This is a genomic window from Sinomicrobium soli (assembly GCF_003285545.1).
Lineage (GTDB): Bacteria > Bacteroidota > Bacteroidia > Flavobacteriales > Flavobacteriaceae > Sinomicrobium.
On sequence record NZ_QLNV01000003.1, the window covers coordinates 73177 to 92629 of the forward strand.

Here is a 19453-nt window from a genome sequence, read left to right on the forward strand (position 1 = left end):
CATCCCAAACAAAGAAAAACATATAGAAAAGCAGAAGTTTTACTGCAGGTAAAAAGCACGCCTTCCCTATTTCCCTGAGAATAAATCAGAAGCAGGAGTTATGCCGGTATTTTTTGAATGGCCTGACTTATCCTTATTACCGGGATTCCTTGCTACCCTTCTAATCCGGTATTGCCACAGACGGTATCCCCAACAGACCGTTGTTTTCCACCAGTTTCTTATGGAGCAGTCCGCCCAGGTGGTACCTGTCTTTTTCCAGTACCCGAACAAATTCTTCCGTGGCCCGGCTGTACTCCCCTAATCCCAGTTTACCAAGACCTATAAGATAATGGCAGTGGATCTGGTTGCGCACGTTCAGATCTTCCTCCCAGATAAGCAGGTCGGGAAGTGAAACCGCAAAATAATCGATCTTTACCTGGTCTCCGGTATGCTGTTCTCCGTATTCGATAAGCTTTTGAAATCGCTGTCCGGCTTCTCCGGAATTGCCGAGTTTAAGGAAAGCTATTCCCTGGTAAAAGATCATGTCGGGCTGCTGGTCGTTATAGTAGAAAGCCGGCAGGGGTTCGGAGCTTCCACGGGTAGCTTTCTCCCAGCTCTTACGTGCCTTGTCACGATCTCCAAGAACCTCGTAGGCACAACCTTCCCAGTAATGGATATCGTTCTCCTGTGCTCCCTGTAACTTGCCTTCCCCGAGATTATGGGGATAGGACCTGGCGGCCTGCAAATGCTCCAGGGCTTCCCTGCCCTTCTGTCGGTACAAAAGGATCTTGGCCCGTTCCACATGCGCAGTAACATACTGCCCCGTAATTTTACCTTCTCCTCCTTCCCAGGGATGGAATTTTCGCGAGGCCAGAAGTTCAAGGGCCTTCTCATGAGCACCCGTAATATTGTACAGGGAAATTCGCTCCAGATAGAGGTCATCTCTCGTATCCACAAGTTCCAGGTTTGTTTCGAGAAACTGCAACCTCTCTTCTACGGGCCTGTTTATCTTCTTGTACAACTGGTCCAGTTCCATCAGGACACGGGCATTCTTATCCAGTTCGAAAGCGCTTTCCAGGTATGTTACGGCATCTTCCGGCCGGCCTGCCTTGTTGTAACAGATCAGGGCGAGGTTCCGGAGCACCAGGGGAAAATCACCATCCAGTGCACGGGAACGCTCCCAGCATTCGAGTGCGTCCTCATACTGCCTGCCGGCATACCAGAAGTTTCCCAGGTAATAGCCGGCCCTGCTGTCTTCCGGGTTCGCAGCCAGGGCAGCCTGCAAGGCTACAGCTTCTTCCGGCCTGTTCGGGAAACAATAGTCCGGGCTCATCAGGGATGCTTTTTTATACCACTCCAGGGCCTCCGTATCCCGGCCTGACAGTGCCTTGTACCAGCCTGTGAAATAGCATACCATAGGGTACACCTGCTCCTTGTCGCCAATATGCAGTGACAGCAGGCCGGCCGCCTCTTCATAAAAGCCCGCCTGGGCGTAATCCAGGGAATATTCGATGTAATTATGAGGATTGTCCCTGATCAGTTCCTCAAATTGTTTTTTTACGGCAAGACTGTTTTCAAGCAGGTATTTTTCATACAGCGCACCGAAATTAAACCGGTCGATCCCGAGGGATTCCTCAATAAAAGCCGCAGCTTTCTCTCTCCTGCCGAGCTTTCGGAGCAGCATTACCTTCAAATGCCTGGCCTTGTGATTATGAGCATTCTTTACAAGCGATTTTTCTACCAGTTCCAGGGCATTTTCAAAATCCTGCCGGGCAGCATCGATCTGGGCTAGGTTAAAATACCCGGCATGCTGCCAGGCATCGTTCCAGCAAGCTTTATAAAAAGCTCCGTATGCCCGGTCCGTATCGCCGGTAAACCTGCAGGCCACCCCAAGGTTAAAATACGGTTCCCCGTCATAAGGATTGGGGTTTCTCTCCGTCAGGGTTTCGATAGCCCTTTCAAAATATGTTATCGCCTCTTCAGATTTTCCGCGTCTCAGAAGCCACAGTCCCATCGCGTTATTACAACGCACATCCCCTTTATCCCTGCGCAGGGCTTCCTTGTAATAACTGGTAGGGTCATAGGTAGCGTGACGATACTGTTCCAGGTGCAGCCCCCTGAGGAACAGTTGTTCATTATGTGCTATCTCGGAAGGTGCCTTCGCAGCCCTGGCCGGCTCGGGCACTTCCCTTTTTCCGGGTTTTTCCGGGGTCCAGCTTACCAGTTTTTTTCCCGCATTGTTCTCTACCGTTACGGTGAGTTCGTGCAGTTCCGACGGTTCGATATCGAATTCAACTTCATATCCGGGACCGGGCTGAAGGTCGACGGTCTCGCTGAACAGACCCCGGGAAGCTTTCCGGAGGGTGATACGGCTGGCGGGATACGCCCCGGTAACATACACTTTCAGCATAACTCTTTTCCCGTGCAGCTCCAGGTTTACCAGGGCATCCCTGGTCGCATTTTTCACCATTCCTACCGTCTGATAGGGCATGAAATATTGCCGGAACGTTTTTTCTTCATAAGGCTGTAACCAGGTAAAATCCGGCTGGTTATCGGTATAAACCCCACACATAAGCTCTATATAAGGGCCGTCGGTATCCGTTAGGTTTCTGTCCCAGGCATGCCCGAAATCCCCGTTGCCCCAGGTCCACTGTTTTTTACCCGGAGATACATGATGATCTGCCACATGCAGTAATCCTGCCCGGGTATCATTTTCATATCCTCCCACGAAGTCGTAATCAGAAGTAATAGCCATATACGAGGTAGGCACGGGGATGTTCTTGTATTTCGAAATATCCACTCCTGCCGAATAATCCACTTTGTAATAGGTACCGGTAGCGATGGGAAACTCCGAAACATCCCTTTTTCCATGATCAAAAACAGCATTTACATCGGGCGGAAACACCGACTGGTACTCATCATTCACAGCTACTGCCGGGTTGGCCCACCACAAAAAGGTTTGCGGATGGGGCGTGCGGTTATACACCTGTCCCCTGATCTCCAGGTAGGCCTTGTCCGGATAGAGTGTAAACCCGGCCATGCCCTTGGTGCGGAACATGCGCTCCACTTCACTGACCCACACGGTTTTACTTCCGTCTTCATTCTCTTCGATAGAAAAATCCACTGCATCATAGGTACTCGGACGGTGGTGCTGGGGCCAGTTAAACTCTATCCCTCCCGAGATCCACGGACCCGTAAGCCCTACCAGGGCAGGCTTTATAACATGGTTGTAATAGACAAAATGACGTTCCTTCAGCTTGTCGTAAGCCATCTGTATCCGTCCTCCGAGGGCAGGCAGGATCATGATTTTCAGAAAATCATTCTCCAGGAAAATAACCTCCCATTCCTTATCGGTCTTTTCATCGGCAATCTTTTCGATCACCGCATTGGGATATACGGCTCCGCTGCTTCCCTGGTACACCCGTTTTTCCAGAAAAATAGGATATTTCTCCGGCTCTCCCACCTCATAGGTGGGAATGACCCGTTTTTCCTTCCATACCTTAACTGTCTTCATTTTCTTTTTCGTTTTGTGTAAATTGTTGTTCTATATCTTCAAGGCTTTTGTTTTTGGTTTCCGGGAGCCGCCTCCTGATATAAAGGAAACCGGCAATGCAGATAACGCTGTACACCCAGAAAGTACCGTGTGCCCCCAGCTTACTGTTTAACAATGGAAAAGTATATGTCAGCACAAAAGAGGCTACCCATAGGCTCAGGGTAGCCAGCGACATGGCCACACCTCTTACCCTGTTCGGAAATATTTCGGACAGTACCACCCAGGTAACCGGTGCCAGGGACATCGCATATACTGCTATTCCGGCTATGACCAGCAAGAGTACGGGCCACCCTGTAAACTCCATGTAATACATACTCCCGATAAGAATATAGATCACGGCAAGCCCTCCCGATCCCACAAGCATCAGCGTTCTCCGCCCCCAGTGATCCACGGTACGCATGGCGACAAAAGTGAATATGAGATTTACACTTCCGGTGATCACGATGTTCATGAACATGTCGTTAATATCATAACCCGCCGCCGAAAAGACCTCCTGCGCATAATTAAAGATAATGTTGATACCGCACCACTGTTGAAATACGGCCAGTACGATCCCGATAATAAGGATGGGGGCCACCCCGGAGCTCATGAGTTCCCCGTAGCGCACTTTGCCCCGGCTATCGCTGCGAAGTACCCGCCTGATATGTTCCAGTTCTGTCCGGGCGTATTCAAGTCCTCCGATCCTGCCAAGTATGACCTCCGCTTTCCGGTCTTTGTCCAGTCTCGCCAGGAAGCGCGGACTTTCCGGAACGAGAAACATCAGTCCCAGAAATAAAAGCGACGGGACGAGTTCTGCCCAGAACATCCAGCGCCATCCGTGTTGTACGTTCCACGAGTCCAGAAGGGCCGTATGAACCTGTGTATCTTCCACAGGCCGGGCAATCATCAGGTTCGTGATCTGGGCTGCAAGGATACCGATCACAATGGTCAGCTGATTGATCGATACGAAACGCCCCCTGAATTCAGCCGGAGAGACCTCGGCGATATATATGGGCGACAAGGTAGAGGCAAGCCCTATACCTATGCCCCCGACGATCCTGTAAATAATAAAGTAGTTAAAATTATCCGTATATCCTGTTCCGTATGCCGAGACCGTAAACAATATGGCGGCCAGTATCAGCAGCGGTTTCCGGCCATACTTGTCCGACAGCACCCCGGAAACCACGGCACCGGCTATACAACCTGTCAGGGCACTGCTCATCGCCCATCCCTGAAGTGAGGGAACAGCGTCGATGTCGAAATAAATTTCGTAAAACGGTTTGGCTCCCCCGATCACTACCCAGTCGTACCCGAACAGCAGCCCTCCCATGGCGGAAATAACAGCCAGGGAAAAGACATATAACATGTTATATCCTTTCCTTTTATACATCTGTTCCATAAAATCCTTATGATTTATACTTAATAGTCTTTCCTTCGCGCCCCCGTACCTGCAGAACGGAACAGCGAACTGCCACAACTGCGATACTCCTTAATGGGGATCGGTTATTCATAAATATCGTATTCCCGGGTTTCCAGTTCCCGGTCTGAAAATATGAATTTCCTGAACCGGTCATAATCCATTTCCGTATCCGGATCAAATCCGCCGGATGCCATATATTTTAGCAGGCTGTATTTCAGTTGCCGGGCTACAGGACGATGCTCCAGCTTGTTCCTGAGGTCGATACTGCTGAAGATCAGCTTCCCTTTCCCTACCCTGCATTCGAAGACCGTAGCCATATTCCTGTTCTTATAAAAATTATCGATCATTCTTACCAGGGGGCGTACCTGCAGGGAATCGAACCGGACAGACCGGGCATTGACACTCGGGTCCCACCATTGCCAGTCGGAATGAAAGCCGGTTGGAAAATACTCGAAAGCCTTATGATCGGGATCTACCAGTACGCCCATAGTACCCGGCTGGTTCGGAAAATGGACAGGGCTCCAGAACACAGGCAGGAATTTCCCGTCTACCCCCTTAATATGACGCAAGTCAGGGTTGAGCAGGACATTTTTTCCCTCTTTCAGTGCTTTTTCGGCTTCGTCATACGAGCCGGTAAAAACCGTCGCTCCCGTCTCCATGTCCAGCTCCCTGGGATATACCCAGATATTCCAGTGGTTCCTGTAGGGTGTTCCCGCCAGGGATATTTCCAGCTCAAGCTGTTTTGCTTCACCGATCTGCGAAAGGTCACAGGAAAACTCTCCTATACCGATCACATTATCTACGGGCAGATGTGCTGCTTTAAAATCCTGTCGGGCCACCACCTTTTTTCCGTCCTTCAAGGTCAGTTGTATATCCTGATCCTGTAATTCCTTATAAAAATTGGCGATCTCTACCGTTGCAACAAACTTTTCATCGTTACCGTAAACCGCTTTCTCAAACCTGGCCAGGGGCACAAGTTCGCTATTGAACCGGCGGAATTCTTCCGGGGTGATGACGCCCTTAGACTCCCAGAAAGCATTCAGCAATCCCACAATAGCGGTACCCTGACCGGGAAAATCCTGTAACTGCAGTAGCTGAAAACCGTCGAACCCCCTGGTCTTTAATGCGCGTTCTATCTCCTCCTTATACAAAATCGCTGCGAATTTTCCGGTAGCCTGCAGATAGTCTTCCGCCAGGGGTAACAGCCCTTTCCGCTCCATGTCTTCTCTGATCGCCGTAAAATTCACGGGCTCCAGGTTACCTGTATACCGGTCTATTTCGGAAAAGTCGGGAAATACCGTGTACTGGCCGATCTCGTGAGAAATGACCGGAACACCGACATTCCGGATGTTTTCGGAAAAATCCCGGTTGAAGGCGGGGCTTTCATCATTGAATATTTTCTGTCCTCTCACCCAGCCGTCGTCCGTCCACTGCGTCACAAGATAATCGTCATGAGGACGGGGCATTGCGCCGAAATCTTCCTGAAACGAAAAGGTAGTGGCCGTATACAGATGCCTGTTGTCTTTTTGTTTTAAATGCTCCACAAAATCGGTCATCCACCTGGCATCACCCTGTAATTCATTGCCCAGCGACATCAATACGAAAGACGGATGATTCCCGTATTCTTCCAGCAAACGATCGGCCTCGGCCTTCAGAAAATCATTGGTTTCTTTATCTTCCCCCACCTTCAGGCTCCACAGCGGAAGCTCCACCTGCAGGTAAAAACCGGCTTCATCAGCCGCTTTAAAGGCTGCCGAAGGCGGACAATAGGAATGAAACCTGAGATGATTAAGCCCGTAACTCTTAGCCGTAGCAATAAGTTCTTTCCATTCCTGCTCACCCGTCGGAGGATACCCCGTAAGGGGAAAAATGGCGCATTCCAGGTTTCCCCGAAGAAATATCCGCTGCCCGTTGAGCATCAGCACACCGTCTTTACGGGAAATCCGGGAAAAACCGAATTTCTGCTCTTTCCTGTCCAGTACCCGGCCGGTATCGTTCAGGGAAACATCAAGAGTATATAACAGAGGGGTAAATTCATTCCACAGTTCCGGGTCTGCAACCGGGATCGTGAGATCAAAAGCAGCTCCGCCGGCCACTTCACCGAAAGCTTTTTTACCTGTTACCGGCACTTCTTTTCCCGAAGGGTCCGTCAGCCCGTACTCCAGGGTTCCGGAAAAATTTTCGCCTCCCGATATCCTTCCCCTTATCCTGATCTCCGATTGCTCCGGGTCGGGGTAGACCTGCAGGCTTTCTATCCGGACGGGATCGGATGCCTTCAGCACCATATCGCCCAGGATACCGTTCCATTTTACCTGGGTATGATTGGTATAGGCATGTGCCAGGCTCTGCATTTCCTTCTCCGGGTAGGTATCGCTGTGCACATTGATGCCGGGCAGTTTGTCTCCATTGTCTATCCTTATGGCAATACGGTGTTTTCCCGGGCTGAGATCATCCGAAAGGTCGTACCGGTGAGGAGCTATCAGGCTGTTCCGGGAATCCACTTTTTTACCGTCGATCCACACCGTCGACTCCCAGAGCACCCTTTCCAGTTTCAGTTCGATATGCTGCCCTTCCCAATATTCGGGGATCTCTATCTCCCGCTGATACCAGGCTTTACCGATATAGGAATGTTTCTGGTGAAGCCCGGTCAATACATGCCTGTTCATTTCGGGCTTGAGGTCGAGTACCGTCCCGATATCATTATCTTCCAGGGTTCCGGGCAACTGTAGCTTTCCTTCGTAATTCCCGGTGGCCCAGCCTTCGCTTTCACCGGTGCCCTCAGGGTCCGGCCTGTATTGCCATGTTCCTGCCAGGTCCAGTTCGGATATCCGGTTTTCGGTACAGCCCGTGAAAAACAGTAATAATAAGGACAGGGAGATAAAAAATTCTGGTCGCATATCAAATTGGTGTTAAAATACAAATCGGTTCTGACCCGGTTTATGACGCTTCCGTATAAGCATCATACGATATTACGAAGATCAAAATTCCCTGCTACCCGCGGAATAGACAAAAATCAAATATTCATGGACAATCCTATTAAAAAAACAGGATTTATCAAAAAAACACCCTCTGATATGAAAAACCCTTTTAAAATCCCTTTAATTATTTCCTGTTCCTCATCTCCTGGGAATAGGTATTCCGGTACTGAAGCGGAGACAGATCCATCACTTTCTTAAAGATCCTGGAAAAATACAACGGGTCTTCAAATCCGATCCTGAAGCTGATCTCCTTAACACTGAGCCGGGTAAAAGTGAGATACTGGCATGCCGCCTGTATTTTCATCTGGTTGAAGTACTGTAAGGGAGAATATCCCGTCCTCTTTTTAAAAACCGTAAAATAATGAGAGACCGAGAAACTGAAATGGTTCGCTATTTCCTCAATGCGGAGCGGCTTGTCGAGGTTTTCCTTCATATACCGGATCGATCTGTCCATCCTGTTCAGCTCTTCATTCGGGCCGGCAGTACTGTACAGCTCATGATATACAAAAGACCCGAGGAGTTCCCACAGTACTACATTCAGGTACTCCACATTAGAAATGCTGTAACCGCTTTCCAGGAATGAAAAAATAGTGTTGAACAAGTCTATTCTCTTTTTTTCCAGCGGTATACTCACCGCAGTTTCTCCGGAATTTTGCTTATATCTCTCATAGAATACCCGGGCCCTGTCTCCGGTAAAATGTACCCAGTATATGCTCCAGTAATTATCGGTGGAGGAACCGTAACTGTGCGCCGTATTTCTCGGAATGATAAAATAGCTTCCGGGCCCCAGGATGTGTTCACCGGATTTCATCCGGACCACCCCCTCTCCCTCGATACAATAAATAAGTATATACTCTTCACAATCCCGCTTCCGTTCCCTGTAGTGATGGGTCGCATGCGGATAATATCCCACATCGGTAAAATAGAGGGAGTTTATAAGCGGATTCCCTGTGATGACCTGCCGGATATTCCGGGGAACCACATACATCTTTTGCCCTATAAATCCTTCTTTTATTCTCCGGCTTTTAGAAAGGTCATTTTCCATGGTCTCCTTTTTGGACTGAATTCGGAAGGTAAAGTAACAACATTTTCCGGCTCTTCAAAGATCAGAGAGCATTTTTCCGAAAATCCGGATTACGGAAAGCTGGTCAGCAAAAAAGCATATAAAAGGAGCAAGTTCTTTTTACTACTCCTTAATTTTCGTATTTTTAAACCATAAGTTCTTCTATGCTTGTGAAATCCTCATAACGGTGCAAAAGATTTTAAAGGGATCCCTCCTATCCGACGGTGGCAGGCGGGCGTCATAAAAAGGAACGAATGTATGGAGCGGGAAGACATGAGGTTACAGATTAAAGAGTTGTTGCAACCTGCAACTTGAAACCTGTAATCCTGATAATAGGAATAACTGATAACTTAATTTAAATTCATTCGCGTGAACATATTGATCTACGGTATAGGTGGTGTCGGCGGGTATTTCGGGGCCAGACTCGCTGCAACGGAACATCACGTGACTTTTATCGCCCGGGGAAAACACCTGGAAGCCATACGGGAAAACGGCCTGCTGGTAAAAAGCTTTCTGGGCGATTTCCGGGCCCGGCCGGACCTGTGTACCGATACCCTGAACACCGTACCCCAGCCAGACCTGGTTATCCTGGGTGTTAAAAGCTGGCAGCTCCCGGAAGCAGCCAGGGCACTCCGTACCATTCTAAAACCCGGGACCCTGGTATTGCCGCTGCAGAACGGCGTGGACAACTCGGAAAAACTCAGACAGTTTATTCCGGAACAGCAGATACTGACCGGGTTCTGTAACCTGATCAGTTTTGTGGAGGCCCCCGGGATCATCCGCCATGCTGCGTTTAACCCGAGGCTTTCCTTCGGGGAAACCGATAACCGGAAAACGGAACGTGCCCTGCAAACAGACCGTGTTTTCAGACAGGCCGGGATCAACAGCAGTATCCCGGAGGACATTCATCGCGAGATCTGGAGAAAATTCATGTTCATTACCACCATCAGCGGCCTGGGAGGGCTTACCAGGGTGCCGATCGGGACCATCCGCCAGAGTGCATACCTGTACCGGATGATGCGCGATACTGCAGAGGAAATACTGGCTGTGGCCAGAGCCGGGAACATTGACCTGAATCCCTCAGACGTAGACGACGTCATGGATATCATCAACAACCAGGCCCCTGAGAGCACAGCCTCTACACAGCGGGATATTATGGCCGGAAAACCGTCGGAACTGGAAAATTTTAACGGCTATATCGTAAGGGAAGCCAAAAAACTGGGCATTCCGGTACCGGTCAACGAGATGATCTTCGAATGCCTGCTCCCCATGGAAAAAAAGGCCAGGGAAACCAGCCTGTAAAATACGGGAAGCCTGTTCGTTACGATCGCAGGCTGAATGAGATACCGTCCTTTTTTCGGTTATACGTATATACGGTATAGCGGCACAGATAACCGGCCACATACCTGGCGGTAAACACCCCTATCAGCACCGGGATAAAGAGGTTAAACCCTCCCCCTGCCAGGGTACAGGTCAGGAATAATGCCGTTAAGGGAGCGTGAATGGCAGCACTCAGCATGGCGCCGGCCCCTATCAGAGCAAAATTAAGAGGGATGAGTTCCGTATGAAAATAATGGTTGCAGCACACAGCCACAAGAATACCCAGCAATGCTCCTGTAACAATACTGGGTGCAAACACTCCTCCGTCTCCCCCGGCTCCCAGTGTCAGTGAAGCTGCCAGTGGCTTCAGTATAATGATACAGAAAAGCGTCAGCATAAGCCCCAGGGAGAATGTCATATAGTCATGCGCGATCCATTCCGACACGGCGTGATAACTGTCTCCGTATAAAGCCGGAAAGATGAATATACCCGCCCCGACCAGTATGGCCCCCAGGTTTACGCGTATAAAATCACTTTTTATAACAGAAAACCTCTCCTTTATAAAAATGACGCTCCGGGTAAAATAAACCGCTGCAATTCCGGCCAGTATACTCAACAAGATCATAAAAGGAATGGCTTCGGTCTTCCACAGGGAAACACTGAAATCAAAAAGCCTTCCGCTATCAAAAAAATATACAAATCCCCAGGCCGGTACTACGGCCGTCCCGCAACTCAGGAGCATTGTCCTGTTCGCTTTCCTGGAGATTACCTCTATGGCAAATAACAGGCCCGCAAGCGGACTTCCGAACAATACCGTGATCCCGGCAGCCACCCCGGCACATATGAGTTCTGCCTTATAGCTGTTGGCCACGCTTTCCTTTCTGCGCGCAGAGGCCCCCAGGGCAGCCGTAGCTACTACGGTAGAGACCTCTATACCGGTAGATCCCCCGAAGACGACGGTCAGAAAACCATTGATATAATGTGAGGGCACCTTGTAAAAGGGCAGTTCGTCCCTTCTGTGGTCGAGGGTGTGAAATATCTCGGCGATCCCCTTGTTTTTCTTGCCCTTAAAAAGATACTTTCGGGTAAAGTATATCAGCGTTATTCCCACGGAAGGCAATACGACAGACCACCACGGCCATGTATAAACCAGCCCGAGAAAATGTTCTTCAAAAAACTCCGTGATCTTTTTGAGCGAATACCCCAGCAGGGTAGCCAGGATACCTACCGTGATTGCCCCGGTAATCAACCCGTAGTAACTCTTCCTGATCGTCTTTTTCTTCATGGCACCGAAATATGCGTTTTTCCGACAAAAATTCCGGTACAAAATTAGAATAACACAACCAATAAAGTGCAGGCAGACCTGATTTTTATTCCCTCCGGACCCATATATCCCGATCCGTCCCGAAAACGAAAGCAATTACCATCCCATCCGGAAGGAAACCCCCATAAATACAAAGGCCAGGGACAACAGGGTTACGGCTGCAATATGGCAGACCAGCAGGACCAGGTGTCCCCCGACCCAGATACATGCCCCTACCATATGAAAGAATATCAAAAGTCTGACATACCACATGGCTACGATAATGTTTCCTGGAGCTTTACGGCCCCGGGAAAAAGAATATTGTTTTCCAGGTGAATGTGCAGGTGCAGGTCCTTTTCGAATGCTTCGAGTGTGGCATAGGCCACCCTGTAGGTTTTGCACGCATCTTCCGGGGGGGTATACCGGTCGGTGATACGGGCGATTTCCCGGAAACGGGTCCCTTCCTCGTCATGTTCGTGTTTCATGGTGTCAATGGGATTTTCCACACTCCCGAAATGCGCCCGCTCCGGCACACTTCCCGCCTGTTTTGCCTTTACCATTTTCCGGATAAAGGGAAACAGTACCAGTTCTTCCTTTTTCATGTGCTGGCTGAGGGCCCCGGCTGTTTCGGTAAACAATCCGTACACCTGCAACAACTCGGGGTGCCGCTGCCCGTGTACCTTTCTGAGTTTGTCCAGGTACTGCAGCAGTACGGGAACGGTTTCTTCCACATACCGGTGATGTTTTTTCTCTATATAATCCGCAAGCAGGTCCAGGGGCCATGACTTATAGTCAACAACCTGTTCCGCAACGGTATCCCGTACGGTGCCCAGGTCGTCGAGCAGAGCCTGCTGATCCACCCCTTTTTTGGCACAAACCTCACCTATGGTACGGTGTCCCTTACAGCAAAAGTCAATGCCGTACTTTGAAAAGACCGCTGCCGTTCTGAAATCTTCAGCAACAAATTCGCCGATCTGTTTATTGATCAATGTTTCCATGTCTACAGGTATTTTTATAATTTATTTCCGTTTTTGTAATGTCAATTGGTATACAAACACTCCAACAGCAATGATCCCCACACCGAAAATGGTGTCCCCGACAGCGCGCAGCCATTTGAGTGCGATCATGCCGGGATGCTGCATAAGCTCCGAAGAGCGGGCAAACCACATACCGTGTTCTATACTTTCCAGTGCCTGCCACACCCCTATGGGCAGCAAACTGAGCAGGGCCATCCCCAGCAGTCCGGTATTAAGCGACCAGAAAGCGAGTTTCAGGAGTTTTTCATTCCAGGTCACGTTCCTGTACAGGCTTCTCAACACAAACAGCATCAATCCTATACCCAGCATGCCATAGACTCCGAACAAGGCAGTATGACCGTGCAAAGGGGTAGTATTAAGCCCCTGTATATAATAAAGCGCAATGGGTGGGTTGATAATAAACCCGAATATTCCCGCACCGAGAAAATTCCAGAAGGCCACGGCCAGCATAAAATAGATAGGCCATTTATAATCTTTCAGCCATCCGGCTGCCCTGGACAGTTTGTAATTGTGGTAAGCCTCATACCCGATCAGGGTAAGGGGCACCACCTCCAGGGCACTGAAAGTGGCCCCCAGGGCCATTACCGCGGTGGGCGTACCGGAAAAATAAAGATGATGGAAAGTCCCGATAACCCCTCCCGACATAAAAACAATGGTAGCCAGCAGCACATTGAGCGTAGCCGTCCTGGTTTTCAGAAGTCCCAGCCGGACAAATAAAAATGCGATGACCACCGTGGCAAATACCTCGAAAAATCCTTCCACCCAGAGGTGAACCACCCACCATCTCCAGTATTCGGCTATGGCGAGGTTGGTCTGCCGGCCCCACATCAGGCCCGCCGCATAAAAGGTGGCAATGGCCGTACAGGAGATCAGGAACATGATAATCAGGTTTCTTTCCGGCGTTTTCGCCCTGAGCAGCGGTACCAGCGGACGAACCATAAGGGCCAGCCACAGGAAAAGCCCGATCAGCAGGAAGATCTGCCAGAACCTTCCCAGGTCAACGTATTCATATCCCTGATGACCGAACCAGAAGTTACTCACCAGGTCCATTTTCTGCATGACCCCCAGCCACTGCCCCGCCATGGAGCCCAGAACAATGACCAGCAGGGCCACAAAGAGAAAATTGACCCCCAGAGCCTGATACTTCGGATCTTTTCCGGAAACCGCCGGCGCTATGTAAAGGCCGGTGGCCAGCCAGGCTGTTGCGATCCAGAAAATGGCGAGCTGGGTATGCCATGTCCGCGATACGGCATAAGGCAGGATAGTGTCCAGGGGAAGGCCATACAAGCCGCCACCTTCAACCCCGTAATGGGCCGTTACGATACCCAGCAGCATCTGGAGTATCATAAGCAGGCTTACGATCCAGAAATATTTTTTGACCAGCAGCATGGAAGGTGTGATGCCCTGTCTGAGCAGGGGGTCCGTTTCCGGTGCGGGCACGTTTTCCTCTTCCCCCGATCTGACATGATAAAATACCATGATACCGATACAAAGGATAAGCAGGATAATGCTGACCCCCGACCAGGCCAGCAGGTCACGTGTCGGGCCGTTCCCCACCAGTTCGTCGGCCGGCCAGTTATGGGTATAGGATACCGTGCTTCCCGGCCTTTCGGTTACCGTGGCCCAGGTAGCCCAGAAGAAAAAGGCATTCATTTTACGCATACGGGCTTTATCCCGTATACTGTTTTCCGGAATGGCGTAATCGTGGCGCAGCTTCCCGAAACCGGGATCATCGGTAAACAGCCCTTCGTAATAGCCACAAAGGTAATCAACAGCCTTTAACCTGGTATCCGAAATCGTAATGGTCCCCGATTCCTCCTCATAGGTATTGGTCCGCAATTCTCTCTGAAGCCGCACTTTTAATACCGCCTGTTCTTCAGGCGACAGGGCCTTGTAGCCCGTACCGTACTCTTCCTCTGCAAAAATGTCGAGTATAAACAGTGCCTCCCTGTGCAACCAGTCGGCAGTCCAGTCGGGAGCCACATACGCGCCGTGACCCCAGACCGACCCCACTTCCTGGCCTCCCATACTTTGCCAGATATTCTGGCCGTCCATGATGTCCTGCCCGGTAAATACGACCGTGCCATCCGCTGTCCTGACCGTATCGGGCACAGGAGGAGACTGCTGGTATATTTCACTGCCGTAATAGATCAATACTCCGAAAGACAATAGCATAACCAGGGCAAATGCTATCCACAGTTTTCGTTCTCTGCTCATTATTTCTTATAAATTGGAATTGACAATTATTTTTTCCCTCCGTAGAGAAGGCTGAACTTTACGCTGCAAAGATGCCATACCCCTGCTTCCTGTTTTATGAGGGAGATCATATTGCCATATACGGCCCGTTTCAAACGGATAACGGGCAGCCGTAAACCATTTTACAACTGCCCGTTATCAGGAAAAAAAAGAGTCTTATGTTCTTATCTGAACCGGCACACGGGAGGTTTCCGCCAGTTTTTCGGGAATATCCGTACCATCGCTTTCCATATCCCCGAGTGTCGGTACACCCGACCTGAATTTCTGGAGGTAATACACTCCTCCGTAACCTTTATCTTTGAGAAAGGCACTCATGGCAAACAGGTCGTCATACTTCAGGAGATCACCGTGAACGGTGGTCCGTACCTCAAACGGAACAGGGCCGGCCATCAGCAGGTCGAGACAGTGTTCGAACGCTTTGAAATACCTGCGCCCGGTAACGGCAACTTCCCTTTCGGGAAGGGCCTTAAAATCCAGGGCCACATAATCCACCAGTCCTTTCCGGAGCATTTTGTCCAGTATCACCGGCCTGCTGCCATTGGTATCTGCCTTGACCAGGAACCCCATATCCTTTATCCGGCCGGCAAAATCCGGAACCCCGGGATGCAGCAGGCATTCTCCCCCACTCATCACCACACCCTGCAACAAGCCCTGCCTGCTTTCCAGGAACTCCAGGGCCGCAGTGTAGGTATACTGTCCTTTTCCGAGTACAATTTCCGGGTTATAACAATACACACACCGCATATTGCACCCGGCAAACCACAGGATACAGGACGGATGCCCGGGATAGTCCAGCAGGGTAAACGGGGTTATTCCGTAAATGTTCCTACTGCTTTTCCCTGAAATGCCTGCGCTGCCTGTGTTCACCCTTTTTTCCGGTATTAAAGCTTTCTACGGGCCTGTGGTATCCCATGACGCGGGTATACACCAGGCACCGGGTCCGGGATGCCTCCGGCAATTCCTGTGCTGTTGTTTTCATTGTTTTAGTTTTTTAGTTCTTAGTTTGGGCATGCCTGAATACGGTTGCCTTTTTTCTGATTAATAATTAATTGTTACTATTGGTCTTTTGCTTCCTTTATGCTCTTGAAGTTCCTTTGCTCGTGGATTGGGATTCTTCGCTTCGCTACCCATGACGTATCTATCCTAAGTTACTCCATCTCAAAGACTCCCCTCTTCAGACGAAGAGGGGTGGGCAGCTATGCTGGCCGGGGAGTTTTGACAGGCCTGAACTTTGGTGTATATACCCAAACGTTTGGTATTATCCTTATGATCCGGGCTTTCAAAACCCTCCGTCTCATCAAAGATGAGCCACCTCCCTTCGTCTGAAGGGAGGAGTTATGTGTAGGTTTATCACATTTGATAAATGAAGACTAAAACGTTATCTTCATTGATGCGGTTGCCCAAACGTTAGGTCTCTGAATGACAGGCATTGTCATTCCGACGCAGGAGAACCCCGAAGGGCTCAACGCAATTAAATCTCCGGGGCTTCCTTTATGCTGTTGAAACTCCTTTGTGCCCGGGTAGTGATCCTTCCCCCAACCTGCTTCGACAGGCTCAGCAACCTAAAGCCGGGGCAGACACTTCGGTCCGGATGACAATTTTCTATCATTTCAGTATGTACTTTTCTGCTTCAATGCCTCCGCTTCTTCCCGTTTTTTCCGGAGCAGTATGTCATCGCATTTTGGGCAGAATTCATGTTCTCCCTGCAAGTAACCGTGCACCGGGCAAACACTGAACACCGGGGTCACCGTGATATAGGGCAGCCTGAACCGGCTAAGCACGGTCTTGACAAACTGCCTGCAGGACTCCGCGGAGCTTATTCTTTCGCTCATATACAGGTGCAGTACCGTACCCCCGGTGTATTTACACTGTAGTTCGTCCTGCATGAGAAGGGCCTCAAAAGGATCGTCGGTATAATCCACCGGAAGCTGGGAACTATTGGTATAGTAGGGGTTTTCTACCGTTCCGGCCTGGATGATCTCCGGGTATCGCTTCCGGTCTTCCCTGGCAAACCTGTAGGTCGTACCTTCTGCAGGAGTGGCTTCCAGGTTATACAGGTTCCCGGTATTTTCCTGAAATTCCTTCAGACGGTTCCGTATGTGATCGAGTATTCCCATTGCCATTTCATGCCCGTAACCGGTAGTGAGATCGTACCGGTCCCCGCTAAAATTCCGTACCATTTCGTTCATCCCGTTTACCCCTATGGTCGAAAAGTGATTGCGGAAATGCGGCAGGTACCGCCTGGTGTAGGGATACAGCCCGCGGTCGTACATTTCCTGTATAAAAGCCCTCTTTTTCTCCAGGGTATTCCCGGCAATCTCCAGCAACCGGTCCAGGGCCCTGTACAACTGTTTCTGCCTGCCGGCATACACATAACCCAAACGGGCCATATTGATGGTCACCACACCGATACTTCCCGTCATTTCGGCACTCCCGAACAGTCCGTTGCCCCTTTTCAGCAATTCCCTCAGGTCGAGCTGCAACCTGCAGCACATACTGCGTACGGCATTGGGCTGATAGGCATCCGGGTTGGGTACCCGGTGCCCTTCTTCGTCTACCAGGTACTGGCTGCCGATAAAATTCTGGAAATAGGAAGAGCCCATCCTCGCCGTATTTTCAAACAGCAGGTCGGTATTTTCCCCGTACCAGTCAAAATCTTCAGTAATATTGACGGTGGGAATGGGAAAGGTAAACGGCTGCCCGCCGGCATCTCCTTCGGTCATCACCTGGTAATAGGCCCTGTTGATCAGCTGCATCTCTTCCTGGAAATGGCCGTATTGCAGGGAAGTCAGCCCGGACACTCCCCGCTCCGCGGCTTTCCGCAGGAGCCCGGCATCACGGACCCCTTCAAAAAGCGGCCGGTCTCCCCTTGTGGGCACCTGTGTTCTCAGGTCTTCCGGCACCACCCAGTCCAGGGTAATATTGGTAAAGGGCGACTGCCCCCAGCGGGCCGGAACGTTCAGGTTATAGACAAAACTGCGAACGGCCTTATACACCTCTTCATACCCCAGTTTATCCTTAAAGACATAAGGAGCCAGGTAGGTGTCAAAAGAACTGAATGCCTGTGCCCCGGCCCATTCGCTCTGTAAGATCCCCAGAAAATTGGCCATCTGCCCCAGGGCTTCCCTGAAGTGGTTCGGAGGCCGGCTCTCCACTCTTCCGCGAACCCCGTTAAACCCTTCGTTCAGCAGGACCCTGAGGCTCCACCCCGCACAATAGCCGGTAAGGCAGTCGAGATCGTGGATATGGAGGTCTCCGTTCCTGTGCGCATACCCCTCTTCCCTGGAATATACCTGGTCCAGCCAGTAGTTGGCAATGATCTTCCCGGCCACATTGTTCACCAGCCCGGCATTGGAATACGAGGTATTGGCATTGGCATTAATACGCCAGTCTTCCCGATCGGTATATTCCGCCACAGTCTGCGAACTGTCTACATAGGTGGTATCGTCATTTAGTCCGCCCACATGTTCCCGCTGCATCTTTCGCGTATGCCGGTAAAGCATGAAGGAGCGCATCACCTCAAAATACCCGGCTTCGTACAGTATCTTTTCTATGATATCCTGAATGTCTTCCACGGCCAGGAGAACGTTCCCGTCCATACGTATCATAAGCCTTTCGTAAACCTCCGGGTCCGTTTCCTGTCCCACACTGTTAAACGCCTTCTCCAGTGCCGTACCGATCTTATGTGCCTCAAACGGGGCGTAGTCTCCGTTCCTTTTGATGACCCTCCTTCTCATGATTTCCCGTTTGAAACCATCTGTCTGTCATTTTCCGCTTTTGCACCTGCCCACTGTAACAGGTCGTCCACGATCGAAGCTCCCCGGTCGCTGACATACCACCGTTGCAGGGATTCCTTGAAGGCTGCATCCGGTTTTCCGTGCAGCGCCCTGTAATCGTTTACCATTGCTGTCGCAGCCCCGGAACGCGGTCCCCAGGTATACAGTACCTCCAGCGATTCATCAAGTACGATAAGCCTGGGAATGGAGCGCGTACCTCCGGTAAGGAAAAGCTCCATCAGTCCGGGGTTCTCGTCCCGGAGTACGATCTTCAGCTCTATTCCTGGTATATTACTGCATATCCTGTTAAATACCGGCAACGCCTGTGCCGCATCCCCGCACCAGCTCTCGGCGATCACCAGCCAGGTCTGTTTTCCCGTTATTTTTTCCGAAATCGCCTCTATATCCTGTGCGGAAACCTCTGCTTTCTTATCCATACGACGCATCCTGCTCGAGTTTAGCCTGGTATAGTGCACGAGCTCTTCCGTCTGTTCCGTACCGGTGGTCTTTCCTTCGGCTACCAGCCGGTCTGTCATTTCCCGGTATGCCTCATAGGAGAGGGCTTTCTGAAGACTTTTTTTTATAACGGTTCTTTTCATATAAACAAATTTAAATTAAGGCTTCTTTAAAAATTTTGAATTCTGAATTTTAAATTAAAAAAGTTTCCGTTCTTCATTTTTTCATTTTTCCTTCCTCATTTTTCATTCTCTTCCCCCTTACATCAGAGACAAAAATAACCTCCTTAATCTGCCCAAAACATGACACATGTCATAATCCGGCCAAAACGCA

Annotated in this window: 13 protein-coding genes; 1 reads left to right on the forward strand and 12 read right to left on the reverse strand. The window is 50.2% G+C overall.

The window, feature by feature from the left end:
- Positions 1 to 160 precede the first annotated feature (160 nt).
- From DN748_RS04200 to DN748_RS04215, 4 genes are all read right to left on the reverse strand, one after another.
- Positions 161 to 3493 (reverse strand): DUF5107 domain-containing protein, encoded by a 3333-nt coding sequence (locus DN748_RS04200; protein ID WP_112370528.1) that lies wholly within the window; start codon positions 3491 to 3493, stop codon positions 161 to 163.
- Positions 3480 to 4910, reverse strand: coding sequence for a sugar porter family MFS transporter (locus DN748_RS04205; protein WP_236636785.1), 1431 nt, complete (start codon positions 4908 to 4910; stop codon positions 3480 to 3482). Before DN748_RS04205 ends, DN748_RS04200 begins: the two co-directional genes overlap by 14 nt.
- 104 nt (positions 4911 to 5014) lie before the next feature.
- The gene (locus DN748_RS04210) at positions 5015 to 7828 is read right to left on the reverse strand and encodes a glycoside hydrolase family 2 protein (protein ID WP_112370529.1); all 2814 of its coding nucleotides are present in this window, start codon (positions 7826 to 7828) and stop codon (positions 5015 to 5017) included.
- 205 nt (positions 7829 to 8033) lie between these two features.
- A complete protein-coding gene (locus DN748_RS04215; protein WP_112370530.1) occupies positions 8034 to 8954 on the reverse strand; it encodes an AraC family transcriptional regulator in 921 nt (306 codons plus the stop codon).
- A 387-nt stretch (positions 8955 to 9341) separates the two neighbouring features.
- Here DN748_RS04215 and DN748_RS04220 point away from each other — a divergent pair, with 387 nt between their 5' ends.
- Positions 9342 to 10274: a ketopantoate reductase family protein gene (locus DN748_RS04220; protein WP_112370531.1), complete on the forward strand. Its 933-nt coding sequence runs from the start codon at positions 9342 to 9344 to the stop codon at positions 10272 to 10274.
- Between the two features lie 19 nt (positions 10275 to 10293).
- Here the strand turns inward: DN748_RS04220 and DN748_RS04225 are convergent, their stop codons facing one another.
- The 8 genes from DN748_RS04225 to DN748_RS04260 all read right to left on the reverse strand — a co-directional run bounded on the left by DN748_RS04225 (position 10294) and on the right by DN748_RS04260 (position 19263).
- Entirely contained in the window at positions 10294 to 11577 is a 1284-nt protein-coding gene (locus DN748_RS04225) for a chloride channel protein (RefSeq protein WP_112370532.1), read from the reverse strand.
- Positions 11578 to 11712: 135 nt separating this feature from the next.
- Positions 11713 to 11868 carry a hypothetical protein gene (locus DN748_RS19040; protein ID WP_161554464.1) on the reverse strand — a complete coding sequence of 52 codons (156 nt, stop codon included), beginning with the start codon at positions 11866 to 11868 and terminating at the stop codon, positions 11713 to 11715.
- Between the two features lie 2 nt (positions 11869 to 11870).
- A complete protein-coding gene (ric, locus tag DN748_RS04230; RefSeq protein ID WP_201741420.1) occupies positions 11871 to 12593 on the reverse strand; it encodes an iron-sulfur cluster repair di-iron protein in 723 nt (240 codons plus the stop codon).
- A gap of 21 nt (positions 12594 to 12614) precedes the next feature.
- Positions 12615 to 14849, reverse strand: a complete 2235-nt coding sequence (locus DN748_RS04235; protein WP_201741421.1) for a nitric-oxide reductase large subunit — start codon at positions 14847 to 14849, stop codon at positions 12615 to 12617.
- A 195-nt stretch (positions 14850 to 15044) separates the two neighbouring features.
- Entirely contained in the window at positions 15045 to 15755 is a 711-nt protein-coding gene (locus DN748_RS04240) for an anaerobic ribonucleoside-triphosphate reductase activating protein (RefSeq protein ID WP_236636786.1), read from the reverse strand.
- The gene (gene nrdD, locus DN748_RS04245) at positions 15715 to 15867 is read right to left on the reverse strand and encodes an anaerobic ribonucleoside-triphosphate reductase (RefSeq protein ID WP_112370534.1); all 153 of its coding nucleotides are present in this window, start codon (positions 15865 to 15867) and stop codon (positions 15715 to 15717) included. Before nrdD ends, DN748_RS04240 begins: the two co-directional genes overlap by 41 nt.
- Positions 15868 to 16498: 631 nt before the next feature.
- Positions 16499 to 18625 carry a ribonucleoside triphosphate reductase gene (locus tag DN748_RS04255; RefSeq protein ID WP_112370536.1) on the reverse strand — a complete coding sequence of 709 codons (2127 nt, stop codon included), beginning with the start codon at positions 18623 to 18625 and terminating at the stop codon, positions 16499 to 16501.
- A complete protein-coding gene (locus DN748_RS04260) occupies positions 18622 to 19263 on the reverse strand; it encodes a thioredoxin family protein (RefSeq protein WP_112370537.1) in 642 nt (213 codons plus the stop codon). The genes DN748_RS04255 and DN748_RS04260 overlap by 4 nt, the downstream gene beginning before the upstream one ends.
- Between the last annotated feature and the right edge of the window lie 190 nt (positions 19264 to 19453).

Excerpts from the sequence above, each read along its gene's own strand:
- DN748_RS04205 (WP_236636785.1), bottom strand. The coding sequence starts at position 4,910 with ATGGAACAGATGTATAAAAGGAAAGGATATAACATGTTATATGTCTTT.
- DN748_RS04200 (WP_112370528.1), bottom strand. The coding sequence starts at position 3,493 with ATGAAGACAGTTAAGGTATGGAAGGAAAAACGGGTCATTCCCACCTAT.
- DN748_RS19040 (WP_161554464.1), bottom strand. The coding sequence starts at position 11,868 with ATGTGGTATGTCAGACTTTTGATATTCTTTCATATGGTAGGGGCATGT.
- DN748_RS04225 (WP_112370532.1), bottom strand. The coding sequence starts at position 11,577 with ATGAAGAAAAAGACGATCAGGAAGAGTTACTACGGGTTGATTACCGGG.
- DN748_RS04215 (WP_112370530.1), bottom strand. The coding sequence starts at position 8,954 with ATGGAAAATGACCTTTCTAAAAGCCGGAGAATAAAAGAAGGATTTATA.
- DN748_RS04260 (WP_112370537.1), bottom strand. The coding sequence starts at position 19,263 with ATGAAAAGAACCGTTATAAAAAAAAGTCTTCAGAAAGCCCTCTCCTAT.
- DN748_RS04235 (WP_201741421.1), bottom strand. The coding sequence starts at position 14,849 with ATGAGCAGAGAACGAAAACTGTGGATAGCATTTGCCCTGGTTATGCTA.
- DN748_RS04255 (WP_112370536.1), bottom strand. The coding sequence starts at position 18,625 with ATGAGAAGGAGGGTCATCAAAAGGAACGGAGACTACGCCCCGTTTGAG.
- nrdD (WP_112370534.1), bottom strand. The coding sequence starts at position 15,867 with ATGAAAACAACAGCACAGGAATTGCCGGAGGCATCCCGGACCCGGTGC.
- DN748_RS04210 (WP_112370529.1), bottom strand. The coding sequence starts at position 7,828 with ATGCGACCAGAATTTTTTATCTCCCTGTCCTTATTATTACTGTTTTTC.
- ric (WP_201741420.1), bottom strand. The coding sequence starts at position 12,593 with ATGGAAACATTGATCAATAAACAGATCGGCGAATTTGTTGCTGAAGAT.